Raw genomic sequence first — 16666 nt, forward strand, 5'->3', positions numbered from 1 at the left:
GGATGGATGGAGCAAAGCTGTTTCAGGCGCGGTCCTTTGCAGGATGGATGCGGCCCAGTGCGATCTTCCACAGGATCAAACAAGGCGCTGCAGCCAGGAAGAAGATCGTGATGGCGAAGAAGGCCGTGTCGAAGGCTATCGTCGTTGCTTGCAGGGCGACCTGTTTGCTGATCAGCGACACTGCCGTTTTGTCAGCGAGGTCGAATTCCAGCCCGTGGTTTGAGAGAAGCCTGCTAACCGAGCCGATACGCGCGATCACCTCTTCACTCCCCGGGTGAATATGCGCAGCCAGCACGGCGCGATTGTAAGCGGTCTGGTCTTCGATAAAGGTCTGCAGAAAAGATATTGCGACCAGACCACCGACCTGGCGGCCGATGTTGAACAAGGCGACTCCGTAAAGGAGAAGTGACTCATCCAGGCTCATGAGCGTAACGAGCGTGATCGATAGGAACAAGAAGCCAAGAGCAAGGCCTCGTATCAGGATCGCAGGGGTCATATCGGTAATGCCGCTGTCACCGCTGGAGGCTGAGAGAAGCCACATTGCGAACATTAAACCCAGTATGCCGAAGGGGACAGTAACAATGCCCGGCAAGTTGAGCTTCTGGATCAAAAACGCCGTCAGAAAAAGTGAGCCGATGAACGTCAGCGTGCTTGGAAGCAACAGACTGCCAGCGGCAACCGGGGTCATCTTGAGAACGGAAACGGCAAACGACGGTATGACGAAGCTGCTTCCGAGCAGCGCAAAACCGGCTGCCAGACTGGCGACGATTCCAAATGCAAAATTGGCGTTTCGGAAAACAGTAAAATTGAAGATCGTGGCGAACGGCTGATCGCAAAACTGGCGGATCAGTTGCAGGCCGAGAGCCGCGAACCCGGCGGCAGATGCGATGACGATGGTGCGATCGTTGAACCAGCCCCACCGGTTGCCTTGATTGAGGACGTAGGTAAAGGAGGACGCGGCAACCGTGAACAGGAGCAAGCCTTCCAGGTCGAACCGCACTCTCTTGCTTTGCACCTCCTGAGAATGAGGTGATAGCGCCAACATGGCGATCCCCGCAATGCCGAAGGGAACCGACCAAAGAAAGATGAAAGACCAGTCGATCCTGTCGAGTAGCCAACCGTGCATGTAAGGGGCGAGGGTGGCTGGAGCGACGACTGCGCCGACCGCATAGATGCTCTGGACAACTGGCTGGTGCTTTCTGGTAAAAGACCGAAACAGCAGCGCCTGCGTGCCAGTTAACAATACCCCACCGCTCATGCCCTGGAGAAGCCGAAGACCAAATAGGAGTTCAAGATCGTTGATATGGGCTGCACCGAAGCAGGCAGCCGTCATCACAACTCCTGCCATCACGACGCATCGGTAAAGGGTGAGCAGTCCCGCCAGCCAAGGCGTGAGTGAGAAGGCGATGAGTTTGGCGGCAGTATAGCCATAGTCCAGCTTCGCGAACTCGTCGGCGGATGCATGCGTACCCCCCATCATGTCGAGGCGAGCCATGGATAGTGCAGTTCCTGCCAACGCGTCCGTTAAAACGATAACCGTTGAGCCTGCCAATAGAAACAGCGGGCCGGCCATTGAGGCGGCAGTGGTGGTCTCGATCGGATGGGAAGTATTTGCCATCTCAGTCTCTCAAGCGCGTGCACCACCAGAATGGGGGAGGTGGTGCGTGGTAGAGATCGACAATGCATTGCGACGACGTCGCTGATAATGGCCGTTTTCGTGGATGCACTCTCAAACGAGGGTTTAAGATCGTTGGATCCCATTTCCTTCCCATAGATTGCGATGGATCGCTGATCGATTTTGGCTGCACTTCGCGGTGAGGCCCAAATTGATGCTTGCCAAGTATAACGCGGACTATTAGGGTCTGCGTTATGGCTCACATGACGGCAGGCGTGGAATACGGATTGCATTGTCTCCTGTGGTTGGCGAGCTCGCCCGAGGCGCCGCTCAGCAGCCGCGATCTGGCTGATTTTCAAGGAATTTCCCCGAGCTTTCTGGCGAAGATATTTCCGAAGCTGGAAAAAGCGGGGATCGTGTCCGCATCGGAAGGCGTAAAAGGGGGATACCTGCTCGCAAAGCAGCCCAGGGACATCACCGTCCTGGAGGTTGTTGACGCAATCGAAGGCAGTAAGCCCTTGTTCGATTGCCAGGAGATTCGCGGCCGCTGTGCCGTATATCGGGAGCGGCCGCCGTCATGGGCGACGAAAGGCGTATGCGCAATCCATGCGGTGATGCTGCGTGCGGAGAAGGCGATGCGGGATTCGCTTGCGAGCCAGACGCTGGCCAATATCGCTGGGGACGTGGAGCGCAAGGCGCCACCGGAATTCTCGAGCGATGTTCGCAAGTGGCTTGCCGATAGGGCGGCGAACCGAGGCCGTGGGCTTGCGGCGGAAGATGGGGCGTAGTCCCGAGATAAAGGCGGACCAGGACTATGAATTGCGGCTGACGAGGTTGGAGATGCGGCCTCTCTGGGAGATGGGGATGTAGAGTGATGAAGGATACATTCATATTGACCCGCAACGGCATTTTTCACTCGCTGGTACGTATCCGCCCGGAGTGCGATGGGGCTAGCGAGCCATGCGTCATCATGTCCGCAATCCTTTGTTCCGGGAGGTGACACGATGGCTAGCTCAACTGTCGCTACAGATAGTCCGTTGGTTCTTGTCGTTGATGATGACGAAGATGTTCGCCACTCCCTTCGGGAGCTTATGGAATCCGTCGGCCTCGACGTCGCCTGTTTTCCATCGCCTCGCGAGTTGCTAAACGCGGGCCTTCCTGATCGGCCCGGTTGCTTGGTGCTGGACGTCCGTATGCCAGGCGCGAGCGGCCTGGACCTGCAAAACCAGCTGTCAACGCGCGGGATCACGAAACCCATCGTCTTCCTTACAGGATATGGCGATATTCCGATGACCGTGCAGGCCATGAAAGCCGGGGCCGTCGATTTCCTGACGAAACCAGTGCGGGACCAGACGCTGCTGGACGCCGTGATTGCCGGCATCCAGCGGGATGTAGAGCAGAGGGCGCAGGCAGAAAACATCTATCAGCAAACCACCCGGTTCGCGACCCTGACGCCGCGTGAACGCCAGGTGCTTCGCGAGGTAGCGCGCGGCCGCCTGAACAAGCAGATCGCTTTCGAGCTTGGAATCAGCGAGATCACCGTGAAACTCCACCGCAGCAATGTGATGCGCAAGATGCGGACTATTTCTGTTGGCGAACTCATTCGCGCTTGGGATTCACTGCCTTCCAGCCTTCGCGAGGCGCCGCAAGCCTGAGCTTGCGGCATCACCGTCTTCGCGCGCCCTGCGTTTATCACTTTCGAAAACAACGGCTCTCGGCGCATAGCGCCGCGACATGTTTTTGCCATTCGTGGGCCTCTCAAGGCTGCGAGTTCACTCCAAGGGTTATGGCGCCTTTCACTGGCGTACCTTGGACGCTCGCAGCGGGAGGCGATTGCACCGAGGCGAGCGGGGCAACTAATCACCCGATCTATCCTACCTGTACTCTGGGACTAGACGGTCGATGCCTCTGTTCGATAGGCCGGCGGCCTGCCGTGACGCATTCTCCTGCTCGGTCGAAAGGCCGCAACAGGAGACATCAGATGCGCGATATCATCAATATTCTGGCACTTGCTGCGACGATCGGCACGGCAGCTGCCACGTCGGTACAGGCTGCGGAACCTCGGGCGAAGCCGGTGATCGTGTTGGTACACGGCGCATTTGCCGAGTCATCGAGCTGGAACGGCGTAATTCAGGCGCTTGCCAAGGACGGCTATACGGCAATCGCAGCCGCCAACCCGCTCCGCAGCGTGACGAGTGATGCCGCGGCAGTCGCAAGCGTTCTCCGCTCGATCCCGGGACCGGTCGTGTTGGTCGGTCATTCTTATGGTGGACCGGTCATCACCGAAGCGGCCAACGGAAATTCCAACGTGAAGGCGCTGGTCTATGTCGCCGCCTTTGCCCCGGACACCGGCGAATCGAGCGCGCGCCTTTCAGGCAAATTTCCCGGCAGCACCCTGGCGGATGCGCTAACGACGACCGCGCTGCCGGACGGTGGCCAGGATCTCTACATCCGGCAGGAGCGGTACCACGATCAATTCGCCGCCGATGTGCCCGAGGACGAGGCGCGGCTGATGGCGGCCACCCAGCGCCCCATCACGCAGGCCGCATTGGCCGAACCGTCGGGCGTCGCCTCGTGGAAGACACTACCGTCCTACGCGATCTACGGCACCGCAGATCGCAACATCCCGCCGGCTGTGATGGGCTTTATGGCGCAGCGTGCGCATGCGGTGAAGACCGTCGTCATCGAGGGCGGCTCGCATGCCCTGATGGTCTCGCATCCCAAGGAAATCGCCTCGCTGATCGAGGAAGCAGCCTCGGCGAGGTAACGCCCGCAGGCAATCTCTTAATCCCGTCATCAACTTGAAACCAGGAGATCGAACATGAAAATCGTCGTCATCGGAGGCACGGGCCTCATTGGTTCGAAGACCGTCGAACGGCTTCGCAAGAGGGGACATGAGGTGCTTGCCGCCTCTCCGAATTCGGGTGTGAACACCGTCACTGGTGAAGGCCTTGCCGAAGCTCTGGCCGGCGCCCAGGTCGTGATCGATCTGGCAAACTCACCCTCCTTCGAAGAAAAAGTCGCCATGGAATTCTTCGAAGCAGCCGGCCGCAACCTTTTTGCCGCAGAAAAGACAGCCGGCGTTCGCCATCACGTCGCACTGTCGGTCGTCGGCACCGACCGTATGCAGACGATGGGGTATTTCCGCGCCAAGCTGCGTCAGGAAGAGCATATCCGCAAGTCAGGAATTCCCTACACGATCGTCCATGCGACCCAGTTTTTCGAATTCGTAGCGGCCATCGCCCAATCGGCAACCGAGGGAACGAATGTTCGCGTGCCGACGGGGGCATTCCAGCCGATCGCAGCAGACAACGTCGCCGACGCCATGGCCGATACCGCGCTGGCCGAACCGGTGAACGGCATGATCGAGATCGCCGGCCCCGAGCGCGCACCAATGAATGAATTCATCGCGCGCTACCTCAAGGCCACCAACGATCCGCGCACCGTCGTCGCTGACCCGCGCGCCCGCTATTTCGAAGTCGAGATCGACGACCGGACGCTGGTTCCAAATGACGGCGCCCGCCTCGGTGCCATTAGCTTTAAAAACTGGCTGCAGTCTCCCGCCGCTCAGAAGAAATAAGCGGTTCCCTCGCGAATAATTCCTCCCCGCCTTGCCGGTCCCTCGGGCCGGCAGGCCCCTGCTCAACAAGGAGACGAAAGATGATCAGGACATTTCTCTGCGCTATGGCTCTCGTATTTGCCTCCGCGGCTGCGGTCACGGCCGATGACGACAGCGACGAAAAGGTGACGCTGGTCTACGACCAACCGCTGCCGACCGTGCCGGGCAAGAGCATGAAGGGCGTGCTCGTCGAATATGCGCCCGGCGGCACTTCGCCCGCTCATACCCATCCCAAGTCCGCGTTCATTTATGCGACGGTTCTGGAAGGGGCGATCGCCAGCCAGGTCAATGGCGGGCCGGTGACCGTCTACCATGCCGGCGAGAGCTTTTCGGAATTCCCCGGCGACCATCACGCCGTCAGCGAAAATGCAAGCAAGACCGAACGTGCTCGCCTACTGGCCGTGTTCGTGGTCGATACGAACGAAACCAATCTGACGACTTACGAAAAATAACCTCGACCCGGGCGCCCAGCGCTCGCGTGACATCAATGACTGAATGGCGCCCGCAGCCGGCGCCATTCCAGCTCCGATTACAACCAACACCGAAATACCCTGCTGTGCCAGCGAGTGCCGTCAGGAGGATCCCATGCGTATCGAAAAACTCTATCCCATGACGTCGACGCGCCTGATGGTGATCGATGTCGCTGCCACGCTGCAGGTCGCCGCGCTGACGCTCTCCAATCCCGGGATCGGACTTGTCGTCGTCAGCGAGGAAAACGGCAAGGCTGCGGGGGTGCTCAGCAAATCCGATCTTATTCGCCATCTGACGGATCGTGAGGCAAAGGCCAGCGTCGAGGCGCTGATGAGCCGCAACGTCATTTCCTGCAGTCCGGCGGACGAATTGCAGGCAGCATGGCAGGTTATGGTTGAAAACCGCATCCAGAACATGCCGGTACTTAGTGCGGATGCAAAACCGCTCGGCGTTCTCGATATCCGCGACGCCCTGAAAGTGCTTTTCGAGCAGGAACAGCTGCAGGAACACATGCTGGCGAACTACATCGCCGGCATCGGCTACTGACTGCCGCACATCGATACGGAACGAACACCATGCTAAACGCGCATCTGGGTGAAATCGCCGGCGCGCCGCTGGTCTGGCTGATCATTCTCGGCCTAACCGGAATGGCGGTGTGGAAGCTCATCGGCCCGTTGCGCTCCAATCTGCGGCTCGTGGTGCAGATCATCTTTTTCACGGCCATGACCTTCGTCCTCGTTCTGGAGGATATTCCGCTCGGTCAATCGGACGGTCTGCGGATTGGCGACGAGCATGCCGCTTTTGTTGTCTTCGCCCAGTCGTTGTGGTGGCTCCATCTTTCCTGGGCCGTCATCGGCTTCGTGCGAATCTATTTGGTCCTGGAGGGAAGGCCGCGCGAGGCTCGCCTGCTGCAGGACATCGTCGTCGGCGTCGTCTATATCTGCGTCACGCTCGCCGCCCTGGCTTTCGTTTTCGGCGCACCGGTCGGAACGTTGATTGCAACGTCTGGTGTTATCGCTATCGCGATTGGCCTTGCTCTCCAGAATACGTTGGGCGACGTCTTTTCCGGCGTCGCCCTCAATCTCGGGCATACCTATGCGCTGGGCGACTGGATCCTCCTTGAGGACGGCACGGAGGGACGCGTCATCGCGAGTACCTGGCGGTCGACGCAAATCCTGACCGGCGCCAACAACATCGTCGTCTTGCCCAACAGCGTCCTTGCCAAGCTGAAGCTTACGAATGTCAGCCGGCCTGACGAAACGCATCTTCTCAAGATGACGGTGCGGGTGGTGCCGGCACACGCTCCCTCCGTTGTCGAGAAGGCCATGTTGACAGTCCTGGCCAGCTGTAACTCGATCATACAGGAGCCGCCGCCGGTGGTCGCGCTCAGCAATCTGGATGCCACCTCACTGGAAATCCATCTGTTTTTCCGGGTGAGCAATCCGATGCTGAGAATGAAGGCTCGCAGCGAGGTGATCGACCGTTTCTATCGCCATTGTCGATCCACCGGATTGCAGCTGGCGATGCCTCCGTCGGCGATCGCTATCGTGAACGGAATTCCGGTTGAGGAAGGCGCGCGGACGCCTGAAGCGATGCTGCAGGAGGTTATCGATGAAAACCCGATCTTCTCTGGCCTGACGCGGCCCGAAAAAGAAAAATTGGCCCAGTCGGGAGTAACGCGCGAATTTCAAAAGGGTGACGTCATCATCTCCAGGGGGCAGGCGCTGCCCCCGATGATGATTATCCGCACCGGCGTCGTATCGATGCAGCACGACGAGCAAGAAAAGTGGCGCCTCTCGTCGGGAGATTTCTTTGGCGAAATCGGGCTTCTCGCGGGAATGGGCGAGGCTTATACACTGCAGGCGCTGACCGCGGTCACCGCCTATGAGATCGACCAGGAAAGCTTTGCCCGCCTAATCGCCGACCGTCCGGCGATAATCGAGGAAATCGCGGCAATGCTGTCCGCATACTCGAGCGACATCAGCCAGCTGCCGCTTACAGCGGCAAAACACGAGCGGAACGCCTCCGCTTTCCTGAAGTCGATCCGGACAATCTTCAGCACCTAGATACCGGCCACTTTGCGTATGCGGCGATCAATCCTGCAGCCGATAGTGAGCGAAGAATCAACTCGGAAAAGCCTTGCCAGCCCCTTGTACCGGCGATTCCGCAGAGTGGGTGCGTGAATTCATGCATCAAATCTTCGTCCTATCCTTCGGAACAGGTGTTTTTGTCGCAAGCTCCCATATACCGTTCTCGCCAGAGGGCCGTGGTGCGGTCCCGGTTTAAGGCACCACGGCGATCTCAAATGCAACGGGATTGGGTTGAGGCATGTCGAGGTTCGCCGGAACGTCGGGGGTAGATGGTGGTGGATCGGCCTGGTCCCCAGATATCGATGCCGTGCAAGCGGCGAAGGTCGTCGAGCGGGTCACCGGCAATGCCTGGGCAACCGATGCCGATGGCAATTTTATCTACGTGACGCCGGCAGCACTCGCTTTTTTCGGCACCAGCCTGGAAAGCCTCAATACACAGCCTGACGAGAACACGTGCGGCTGGAGGCGTGTCATCCATCCGGAAGATTATGACGCCGCCGCTGCCGCCTGGCGTCGGTGCTTGCAGACGGGCGAGCATTACAACGTAGAACACCGGATGCTGCGTGCGACCGGAAGCTATGGCTGGGCCCGCAGCACAGGGCAGCCGATACGCGACGCGGCTGGCACGATCACCGGATGGTACGGCACGGTCATCGACATGGCCCTTCCGTCCCGGATCGGCGAATACCGAGCCAAAGACATCGATGATCGGCTCGCCGATCGATCGGCCCATGATGCGCTTCAGTCGATGGACGCGGTCCATCCGCATGACAGGTCCACCGTCGAGCAGGCGGCGGCACGAGCCTTCTTTCACGGCATCCCTCAGATCAGCAGCTATCGTCAACTGCAGTCCGACGGCAGTTATCGCTGGGTCGAGTTCCGGGTCGAGCCGGACTATAGCATCAGCGTCGATGTCGATCCGGCGGTCGCGCGGCAGGACGAGCCGTGGACGATGGCAAGCTCTTTCGGTGAAACGGGAGATGCGGTTCAGGCAGCTCTCGCCATCGAAAAACTCTATGGCGGCGCTTGGGCAATCGACACAACCGGGCAGTTTACCTATGCGACCCCAACGGCGCAGACCTCGATCGCGATGACGCTCGAGGACCTCAACGTTCTCCTGGACGGAAAGCCTTTTCTTGAAGGTGGGCGGCAGGGCTGGCAGCGCGGCACGCATCCCGACGATAGCGAAAGAGCGGGAGAAACGTTGCGCCGCGCGCTCAAGACGGGCGAGCACTGGAATGTTGAATACAGGGTGCTGCGCGCCAACGGCGCCTATGTCTGGCACCGGGCAGCGGCCCGCCCGACGCGCGACGAGCAAGGACGTATCACCGGATGGTTTGGAACAGCATTGGACATCGACGTGTATAAGAGAACCGAGGCGGCGCTTCGTGAACGCGAACGGCAACTGCAGCAGCTTATAGATACCGTGCCGGCGCTGATCTGGAGCACGATGGCGGACGGAACACCGGCCTTTGTGAACAAGCGCTTCACGGAGGTGACCGGGGCTACGCTTGAAGACATGACGGCACCGGATGGCTCGCCTTCGCTCGGCGTTGTGCATCCCGATGATAGGGTGGCGGCGCGGGAAGCCTTCCTGCATTCGGTCAGGGCAGGTGCCCCATACATTCAGCGCTACCGCCAGCAACGGGCCGGAGGCAGCTATCGCTGGACAGAAACGCGGGCGGAACCGTCACGTGATGAGGCAGGCACCATCGTCCAATGGTACGGCCTGAGCTCCGACATCCATGACCTCATAACCACCCAGGAGGCGCTGCGCGAAAGCGAGCAGCACCTCCAGCAGCTGGTCGAAACGCTGCCTGCGCTGATTTATTGCGCTCTTCCGAATGGCAAGCCGATCTATCGCAGCCAGCGTCTTCGCCAATATCTCGGCTTCAATCTCGAAGACACGGATGGTCTGGGAAAATCCCGATTGGACGGCACGCTCGACGCCGTGATCCATCCTGATGACCTGGCCGTCGTCAAGGAACGGTATGCCCATTCGCTGGCGACTGGCGAGCCCTATTTGCTGCGACACCGACTGCGGCGCTTCGACGGCGTGTACCGCTGGGTTGAGACCCGTGCTTCGGCCATGCGCAATGGCGACGGCGAGATTATGCAATGGAACGGCATTTGCCTGGATATAGAGGATCAGGTGCGTGCGCAGGAGGAGCTTAGCCGCGCCCAGGAAAATCTCGCCCGCTCCAGTCAGGCGGCCAGCCTTGCGGAGTTGTCGGCGTCTATTGCGCATGAGGTAAACCAGCCTCTTTCGGCGGTGATGAACTATTCCAGCGCCTGCCAGCGCTGGCTCACCGCCGAGCCGCCGAATATCGAACGCGCTCAGAAGACGTTGGAACGCATCGTCCACAGCGCCAATTCCGCCGCTGATGTCGTCAGCCGCATTCGCGCTCTCTTCAAGCAATCGACGGATAAGCGGGACAGCATCGAGCTCGGCGCCGTCGTAAGAGAGGCGCGTGACTTGCTTGCCGAAGAGGCGGGTCGGCGGCGCATCCGGATGGATATCGAGGGCGAGAGCGGCCTCCGGCTAGTCCCGTTCGACCGGGTGCAGATCCAGCAGGTAATGGTCAATCTGATGCGCAACGGTATGGACGCGATGGCCTCCGTTTCGAACGACCGTGTCCTCCAGATCCGTGCCTTCCGGGCGGACGATGTGGTCCGCATCGAGGTCAGGGACCGGGGGTGGGGCATCCAGTTCCCCGACAAGATTTTCGAGCCCTTCTTCACCACCAAGGATGAAGGAATGGGCATGGGGCTCGCGATCTCCCGCTCGATCGTCGAATCGCATGGCGGGCAGTTATGGGCGGAAAAGCACGAACCTCGCGGCGCGAAATTCGTTTTTACCCTGCCGCTCGACGTGGCGAAGATGCCATGACGCGATCGCCGGGCCGGAAGGGGACAGTATGCACAAGCCTATTGTAGCGATTGTCGACGACGATCCGGACGTGCTTGCCTCACTGGTGGAACTCCTTGAATCGGCGGGGTTCACTGCCTGCAGCTTCACCTCGGGGGAGGCGCTGCTTTCCTCCGGTCTTAAGGGAGTGGATGTGTTGATCACCGATATCGGCATGCCCGGTGCCGACGGGTTCGAACTCCGCGACCTTGCCAGGCGGGAGAACCCGCAACTTCCCGTATTCCTGATCACCGGGCGGCATGAGATAGCGGATCAGGACCGAGCCCGAGGGATTGGCGGTTTTCTGCGAAAACCCTTTGACGGGCATGCTCTGCTTGCGGCCGTTCGCGACGCGCTGGGCGACCGGAAAGGCTGAGCCCGACCCGCGTTTACGTCACTTTCTCGGTCCCGACATTACGCTTTTTTTTGGTAGAAATAGCCGGTTTGACAGGCGCAAGCATCGGCTTGGAGCGCTTGCGTTGATCAACGGCGATCACCGCGCGGCCAGCGCCCACCCTCAAAATATCAAGCGTCTCCGTCCCCATAGCAGAGTAGCCATGACTCAATCCTCGCTCTCGTAAACGAATGGGGCACCTACCCTGTTCTTGGGGCTAGCTCTCCCTCTTCCTCGGCCCAATCGACCGCCAAAACGCGCCCCAATACACTCTGCCGCATGGTCCGTGCCTCGCACGTTCCACCCCCGCAGAACAGGAGCACATCATGACGCAGGTAGAAGCAAATCCCCATATGATGGGTCAGCAAAAGACAGATGTGAGTATGGAAAACATCTCACGTCCCGGTCAGCCGACAACCGAAGAACTGGTTCCATCGCGCTACGCGGTGAAAATCGGCGAGATCGAGGTGTTGGTGATCAGCGATGGCGTACTGCCCCTTCCGACCAAGATGTTGGGGCACAATGTCGACGCAGCAGAACGCGCCGTCTGGTTGGAAAATATGTTCCTGCCGGTGGACGCTTTCGATTGGGCACTGAACGCTGTCGTGGTGCGCAGCGGCGCGCAGACCATCCTCATCGACGCCGGGCTGGGACTGGATCCAGAACTAAACCTGCCGCGGGCAGGGCAGCTGGTCAAGCGGCTGGAGAGCGCCGGAATCGATCTCGCGTCGGTGACCGACATCGTGTTGACCCACATGCATATGGATCACGTTGGCGGGCTGCTCGTCGATGGCGTTAAGGAACGGCTGCGCCCGGATCTGCGGATTCACGTCGCTTCCGCCGAAGTCAAATTCTGGGAAGCGCCCGATTTCACGCATGTAAACATGCCTCCGGGCTTCCCGGATGCCCTTCGCGCCGCCGCCAAACGATTTGCCAAGGAATACCATAACCAACTGCGGCTGTTTGACGAGGAGTATGAGGTTGCTCCAGGCGTCGTCGTCTCCCGCACGGGCGGCCATACGCCAGGGCACAGCGTGGTCCGCGTGGTATCCGGCAACGACCGGCTGATGTTTGCCGGCGACGCCGTGTTCGCGGTCGGTTTCGAACACCCTGACTGGTTCAACGGCTTCGAACACGATCCCGAGGAGGCTGCCCGCGTTCGAGTCCGGCTTTTGAAGGAATTGGCGACGACCGGCGAGTTGCTGGTAGCCACCCACATGCCGTTCCCCTCGGTTGGGCATGTTGGCGTTGATGGCGACGCTTTCCGTTGGGTGCCGGTTTTCTGGGATTATTGACCGCAAAATAGCCGACGTGCCGATGAGGCACCGCGCGCGATCCCGGTCCGCCGGGATCGCCAAGTCTACCCGCCCCAATCGTCAGAGGGATACGACATGACCACGACAGAGACACGCCTATTTGCCGGCATTTCAGTTCCCAAAACGCCGCTTGTCGATTTAGCGATCGACTATGCTCGCGAAACATACGAAACCTACCTGTTCAACCACGTGTTCCGGTCCTGGCTATTCGCGGTCAGGATTGCTGAGCTTCAGGACATCGCCCATGATGGGGAAGTCCTTGCCCTCGGCGTGTTGCTGCACGACATCACTCTTAACGAGAGATTTGCAGGTCCTCGTCGGTTTGAGGTGGAGGCCGCGGATATGGCACGGGATTTTGCAAAGAAGGCCGGATTGGACAAGCGCCGCGCCCAACTAATTTGGGACAGTGTAGCACTCAATTCCACGCCTTCGATCGGGCTCTACAAGGAGGCGGAGGTTATGCTCTGCACGACCGGCATCTGTTTTGATGTCGTAGGCCTAAAATACAGCGTCATTCCGTCATCCGAAGTACAGGCGATTGTCGCTGAATTCCCGCGGCTCGGAATGAAGCAGAAAATGACCGCGTGTTTCTGCCATATCGCGAAAACGCAGCCGGAAACCACCTACGACAATTTCGTCAGGGATTTCGGTGAGCGCCTCGTCCCGGGTTATCGCGTCCCGTCGTCCGTCGATCTCGTCGCGGCCGCCCCCTTCGACGAGTGACGGCGGCATCCGGCGGGGTCAATGTGCCCGCAACACGGCTAAAGGTTCCGCCAGACGACCTGAACCTTTGGATAGGTGGAGAATCCCGAGTTGAATAGCCATCGTTGTTCGCCGGGGGCATTCTCAAGTCATTTCTGAACTATCTGACCCCGAAGCTACAAGCCGGCGAGGGTTTTGGCTTCGCCGGCCATGAAGTCGCAAAATAGCCTTACGCGCGCCGGTACAGTCCGCCCGAAGGCATGCAGGGCGCTGAAGGGCAACGTGGGAAGCGCGAAATCCGGTGCAAGTTCGACAAGCGTACCGGCCAGCAAATCGTTCGTCACAAGGCATCGAAGCAGGTAAGCGGCGCCAAGTCCGCTGCGCGCGGCTTGAATCAAGGCCATTCCCGTATCGCAATCGACCCTTCCCCTTGGAATGAAGTCGGTACCATCGGCGAAGCGGACTGACTGTACCACGCCGTCCATCACGTAACGGGCAAAGGGCAGCCCAGCCAGTTCCTCGATGGATTTCGGGCTGCCCCACGTATCGAGAAAGGCGGGGGAGGCGACAATGGCCATCGGCAGATCCGCCAGGCGGCGGACGATCAGATCCTCCTGTGTCGGGATTCCGGCGCGCAAGGCGACGTCATAATCCTCCCGGACCAGATCGACGAAGCGGTCGGTCAGCCTGACATCGAGCTGGAGATCCGGATAGCTCTTCGCAAATGTGCCAAACAGGCTCGGAAGCAACAGCTGCGCAAGCTCGCCAGGCATGCTGATCCGCAGCCTGCCGGATGGAGCAGTTTGGAGCCGGATGGCATCGTCACTCGCATCGATTTCCCGCAAAAGCGGCGCGACGCGCTCGAAAAACATCTGCCCATCCTGGGTCAGGGTCAGCGCTCGGGTGGTGCGCAGGAAGAGCCGCGAGCCAATTTTCCTCTCCAGCCGCGCCACGCTTTTCGAAACTGCCGATGGCGTCGTGCCAAGGTCGCGCGCTGCCGCGGTGAACGATCCGGCTTCAACGGTCCGCACAAACGCCATCAATCCCGGCGTTTCGTCCAGCAGGTTTGGCATTCGCGTCTCCGTGGCACAGATCATGTGCCTGATCGTGGTCTAATGGCATGCGCTGTCAGCATTTATCTCATCTGCGATGAAAAGCAGGAGATAAACAAATGCAGCATCTCAAAAACAAGGTTGCCGTGATTACCGGCGGCAATAGCGGTATCGGCAAGGCAACCGCGCAGCTCTTCGCAGAGGAAGGGGCGCAGGTCATCATTACCGGCCGACGCCGGGATATTGTCGAGCACGTGGCCGGCGAAATCGGCCACGGCGCCATCGGCATCGCCGGCGACGTCGCCGATCTGGAGCATCACCAAAAACTCGCGGACCTGGTGAAGCGCCGCTTCGGCGAGTTTGACATCTATATGGCCAATGCCGGCGTCATCAACCTTAAAGCTTCCGGCAGCGTCACCCTTGAGGATTACGACCGTCACTTCGCAACGAATACCCGCGGCGTCTTCTTCGGCGTACAGGCGATGGCTCCGCTTCTTCGCGATGGCGGCAACATCATCATTACCAGTTCGCTGGCCGCAACGAAGGTTCTGCCGGACCATGCCGTCTATTCCGGCTCGAAAGCCGCGGTTGCCGCCTTCGCAAGGAGCTGGGCCATCGAGTTCAAACCACGGAAGATCCGCGTGAACGTCCTGAGCCCCGGACCGGTCGAAACCGCAATCCTCGGCAAGCTTGGGGTTTCGGAAGCCGATCGCCCGGCATTTGAAGGTCAGATGGCGTCTCTCATTCCCGCCGGCCGCATGGGGCGGCCGGAGGAACTGGCTCGCGCGGCGCTGTTTCTCGCGTCCGATGCAGGAAGCTTCGTGAACGGCATCGAACTGCATGTCGATGGCGGCATGACCCTGGCTTGAAGGAGCAAAGTTATGAACGAGCAGCATAATTCCGAAATTGCCGCATTCATCGATCGGCTGGCAGAAGCCGGCAGCAATTATCGAATGGAAGAGATGGAGGATTTGTACACCGAAGACCTGGGCTTTCTGGTCCTCACCCCCGACGGCACAATCGCGCGGTTTTCCAAGGCGGAAATGTTTGCCGAATTCCGTGCCCGGCGCGATGGAGGTGAAAAGCCGCTTTCGACCGAGAAAAGGATATTGCACATCGAGCAACAGGGCGATGAGGCGACGGCAGTTCTCTATCGTCGCATGAGCGATCGTGCGTCGCCGGCTTTCTACGAGTTGCGCATGCGACGGATAAACGGCGACTGGAAAGTGTCGGGGGAAACGGTCTTGCCCTGGCCAGACCTTGCCACCGTCAAAGGGTTCCTTCCGCACCGTGAATATTGACACAAAGGGGCGTGTTGCACCTCTCCTCCGTACAACGCACTGCAGCCGGCTTCCGATGAGCCGGCTGCAGTGGTTTCTGCCCGGTCTTGTTTTAAAGGGTGGCCCGGCGCCAATCCCCGGGCGTCGATCCGGTGTGGCGCTTGAACGCCACGCAAAAGGCGGTGAGCGTTGCATAACCAAGCGTTCCGGCGATGTTGGTTATCTGCAGCGCCGGGTTGCGCAGCATCGCCATCGCCTGTTCCATCCGTCGCTGGCGCAGCCATTCATGTGGCGTGAGCCCCGTGCTTTTCTTGAAGGCCCTGCAGAAGTGGAAGCGCGAAAGATTGGCAGCCTCGGCAAGCGCGCCGAGTGAAAAATCCTCCTCGTTTTCTGAGGACAACCGCTCCAGCGACATGCGGAGAATGGCCGGGGAGAGGCCGCCCGAGGCTTTTTCAGCGGTTTGGGCGACACCACTATGGGTCTTGACGAGGTGGATGGCAATCAGACTTGCTAATTGCTTCCGATAGAGTCCTGCCAGATAGGCCGGATCGCCCGATGACTTATGCGTCATCTCAAGCAAGGTTGCCATGACATTGTCCGGTTGCGCTGTGCTCTCGACCAGAGGCCTCGCAGAGCGGGAGCCTTCGCGCGCGACACTGTCGAGAAGCTCCGGCGACAGATAAAGCTGCACAATGTCCATCGGTCCGTGGATGTCCCATCGCGAACTGGAGCCTGCTGGGATGAAGGTGATGCTGCCGCGGCGCCCCATGCCCGTCGAATATTCCCTTCCAGACCGCCGCTCCAAACGCTGCATCGTACCGAGATAGGTCATGAGCACGTGGTCCGACATGGGCTGCACGATTTCATGAATGGGACCGTGCTTCCAGCGCGTGAGCCGGGTATCGAAAGGGTCGTCGATGCATAGGGATTCCACTGGTGCGGTACGCAACACGCGCTGCATTTCGTGGTAGGGCGTCACGCCTGCTTCCAAACGCTTCGTGAATGTCACGGCCGGGTTCGGTGACTTGATATCAAAGGAAGCCATGCTCGATTCCTTCCTGCGGGCTCGTCGTCGAGAGCTAGGAAGGAGAATAGAATTCAACCGCTATTGGCGACATTGTTCGCTGGACTGCCAAAACCTGACCCAAAGAATGGGCGCCCAGCACAAGAGGCGTTGGTGGCTTTCGCAAATCGGCGCGATGTCCTATGCCTAAGGATA

The 16666-nt window shown here is 59.6% G+C and carries 16 protein-coding genes and 1 pseudogene; 14 read left to right on the top strand and 3 right to left on the bottom strand.

The window, feature by feature from the left end:
* Positions 1-22 precede the first annotated feature (22 nt).
* Positions 23-1618 carry an MFS transporter gene (locus ABK249_RS08180; protein ID WP_348862562.1) on the bottom strand — a complete coding sequence of 532 codons (1596 nt, stop codon included), beginning with the start codon at positions 1616-1618 and terminating at the stop codon, positions 23-25.
* Positions 1619-1869: 251 nt separating this feature from the next.
* On the opposite strand from ABK249_RS08180, the gene ABK249_RS08185 reads away from it, so the two are divergent.
* The 12 genes and pseudogenes from ABK249_RS08185 to ABK249_RS08235 all read left to right on the top strand — a co-directional run bounded on the left by ABK249_RS08185 (position 1870) and on the right by ABK249_RS08235 (position 13136).
* Entirely contained in the window at positions 1870-2403 is a 534-nt protein-coding gene (locus tag ABK249_RS08185; RefSeq protein WP_037148383.1) for an RrF2 family transcriptional regulator, read from the top strand.
* A gap of 216 nt (positions 2404-2619) precedes the next feature.
* Positions 2620-3270 carry a response regulator transcription factor gene (locus ABK249_RS08190; RefSeq protein WP_037148381.1) on the top strand — a complete coding sequence of 217 codons (651 nt, stop codon included), beginning with the start codon at positions 2620-2622 and terminating at the stop codon, positions 3268-3270.
* Positions 3271-3614: 344 nt separating this feature from the next.
* Positions 3615-4382 (top strand): alpha/beta fold hydrolase, encoded by a 768-nt coding sequence (locus ABK249_RS08195; protein ID WP_407722093.1) that lies wholly within the window; start codon positions 3615-3617, stop codon positions 4380-4382.
* Positions 4383-4436: 54 nt separating this feature from the next.
* The gene (locus ABK249_RS08200; RefSeq protein ID WP_227703455.1) at positions 4437-5195 is read left to right on the top strand and encodes an SDR family oxidoreductase; all 759 of its coding nucleotides are present in this window, start codon (positions 4437-4439) and stop codon (positions 5193-5195) included.
* An 80-nt stretch (positions 5196-5275) separates the two neighbouring features.
* Positions 5276-5686 (top strand): cupin domain-containing protein, encoded by a 411-nt coding sequence (locus ABK249_RS08205; RefSeq protein ID WP_227703454.1) that lies wholly within the window; start codon positions 5276-5278, stop codon positions 5684-5686.
* 133 nt (positions 5687-5819) lie between these two features.
* Positions 5820-6251 (top strand): CBS domain-containing protein, encoded by a 432-nt coding sequence (locus ABK249_RS08210; protein ID WP_227703453.1) that lies wholly within the window; start codon positions 5820-5822, stop codon positions 6249-6251.
* Positions 6252-6280: 29 nt separating this feature from the next.
* Positions 6281-7771: a mechanosensitive ion channel family protein gene (locus ABK249_RS08215; RefSeq protein ID WP_227703452.1), complete on the top strand. Its 1491-nt coding sequence runs from the start codon at positions 6281-6283 to the stop codon at positions 7769-7771.
* Positions 7772-8033: 262 nt separating this feature from the next.
* Positions 8034-8675: pseudogene (locus tag ABK249_RS34020) on the top strand (PAS domain-containing protein); the annotation flags it as partial.
* A 72-nt stretch (positions 8676-8747) separates the two neighbouring features.
* On the top strand, positions 8748-10685 hold the full coding sequence (locus tag ABK249_RS08220; RefSeq protein WP_463139870.1) for a PAS domain-containing protein: 1938 nt from the start codon (positions 8748-8750) through the stop codon (positions 10683-10685).
* Between the two features lie 28 nt (positions 10686-10713).
* Entirely contained in the window at positions 10714-11079 is a 366-nt protein-coding gene (locus ABK249_RS08225) for a response regulator transcription factor (RefSeq protein ID WP_348862564.1), read from the top strand.
* Positions 11080-11453: 374 nt separating this feature from the next.
* Entirely contained in the window at positions 11454-12392 is a 939-nt protein-coding gene (locus ABK249_RS08230; RefSeq protein ID WP_407722091.1) for an MBL fold metallo-hydrolase, read from the top strand.
* A 96-nt stretch (positions 12393-12488) separates the two neighbouring features.
* Positions 12489-13136 (top strand): HD domain-containing protein, encoded by a 648-nt coding sequence (locus ABK249_RS08235; RefSeq protein ID WP_037148365.1) that lies wholly within the window; start codon positions 12489-12491, stop codon positions 13134-13136.
* Positions 13137-13291: 155 nt separating this feature from the next.
* On the opposite strand, the gene ABK249_RS08240 is transcribed toward ABK249_RS08235, so the two are convergent.
* Positions 13292-14188, bottom strand: a complete 897-nt coding sequence (locus ABK249_RS08240; RefSeq protein ID WP_227703448.1) for a LysR family transcriptional regulator — start codon at positions 14186-14188, stop codon at positions 13292-13294.
* Between the two features lie 98 nt (positions 14189-14286).
* Here ABK249_RS08240 and ABK249_RS08245 point away from each other — a divergent pair, with 98 nt between their 5' ends.
* Together ABK249_RS08245 and ABK249_RS08250 are read left to right on the top strand one after the other, a co-directional pair.
* Positions 14287-15036, top strand: a complete 750-nt coding sequence (locus ABK249_RS08245) for an SDR family NAD(P)-dependent oxidoreductase (RefSeq protein ID WP_227703447.1) — start codon at positions 14287-14289, stop codon at positions 15034-15036.
* 12 nt (positions 15037-15048) lie between these two features.
* A complete protein-coding gene (locus ABK249_RS08250; RefSeq protein ID WP_227703446.1) occupies positions 15049-15468 on the top strand; it encodes a nuclear transport factor 2 family protein in 420 nt (139 codons plus the stop codon).
* A gap of 91 nt (positions 15469-15559) precedes the next feature.
* Here the strand turns inward: ABK249_RS08250 and ABK249_RS08255 are convergent, their stop codons facing one another.
* A complete protein-coding gene (locus ABK249_RS08255) occupies positions 15560-16492 on the bottom strand; it encodes a helix-turn-helix transcriptional regulator (protein ID WP_348862565.1) in 933 nt (310 codons plus the stop codon).
* Positions 16493-16666: the final 174 nt, after the last annotated feature.

Origin of the sequence: Neorhizobium phenanthreniclasticum (assembly GCF_040066075.1) — a bacterium.
GTDB lineage: Bacteria > Pseudomonadota > Alphaproteobacteria > Rhizobiales > Rhizobiaceae > Neorhizobium > Neorhizobium petrolearium.

Coding starts and splice junctions, on each gene's coding strand:
- ABK249_RS08220 (WP_463139870.1), top strand. CDS start 8,748: ATGGCAAGCTCTTTCGGTGAAACGGGAGATGCGGTTCAGGCAGCTCTC.
- ABK249_RS08205 (WP_227703454.1), top strand. CDS start 5,276: ATGATCAGGACATTTCTCTGCGCTATGGCTCTCGTATTTGCCTCCGCG.
- ABK249_RS08190 (WP_037148381.1), top strand. CDS start 2,620: ATGGCTAGCTCAACTGTCGCTACAGATAGTCCGTTGGTTCTTGTCGTT.
- ABK249_RS08180 (WP_348862562.1), bottom strand. CDS start 1,618: ATGGCAAATACTTCCCATCCGATCGAGACCACCACTGCCGCCTCAATG.
- ABK249_RS08185 (WP_037148383.1), top strand. CDS start 1,870: ATGGCTCACATGACGGCAGGCGTGGAATACGGATTGCATTGTCTCCTG.
- ABK249_RS08245 (WP_227703447.1), top strand. CDS start 14,287: ATGCAGCATCTCAAAAACAAGGTTGCCGTGATTACCGGCGGCAATAGC.
- ABK249_RS08255 (WP_348862565.1), bottom strand. CDS start 16,492: ATGGCTTCCTTTGATATCAAGTCACCGAACCCGGCCGTGACATTCACG.
- ABK249_RS08210 (WP_227703453.1), top strand. CDS start 5,820: ATGCGTATCGAAAAACTCTATCCCATGACGTCGACGCGCCTGATGGTG.
- ABK249_RS08215 (WP_227703452.1), top strand. CDS start 6,281: ATGCTAAACGCGCATCTGGGTGAAATCGCCGGCGCGCCGCTGGTCTGG.
- ABK249_RS08250 (WP_227703446.1), top strand. CDS start 15,049: ATGAACGAGCAGCATAATTCCGAAATTGCCGCATTCATCGATCGGCTG.
- ABK249_RS08240 (WP_227703448.1), bottom strand. CDS start 14,188: ATGCCAAACCTGCTGGACGAAACGCCGGGATTGATGGCGTTTGTGCGG.
- ABK249_RS08225 (WP_348862564.1), top strand. CDS start 10,714: ATGCACAAGCCTATTGTAGCGATTGTCGACGACGATCCGGACGTGCTT.
- ABK249_RS08200 (WP_227703455.1), top strand. CDS start 4,437: ATGAAAATCGTCGTCATCGGAGGCACGGGCCTCATTGGTTCGAAGACC.
- ABK249_RS08235 (WP_037148365.1), top strand. CDS start 12,489: ATGACCACGACAGAGACACGCCTATTTGCCGGCATTTCAGTTCCCAAA.
- ABK249_RS08230 (WP_407722091.1), top strand. CDS start 11,454: ATGGGTCAGCAAAAGACAGATGTGAGTATGGAAAACATCTCACGTCCC.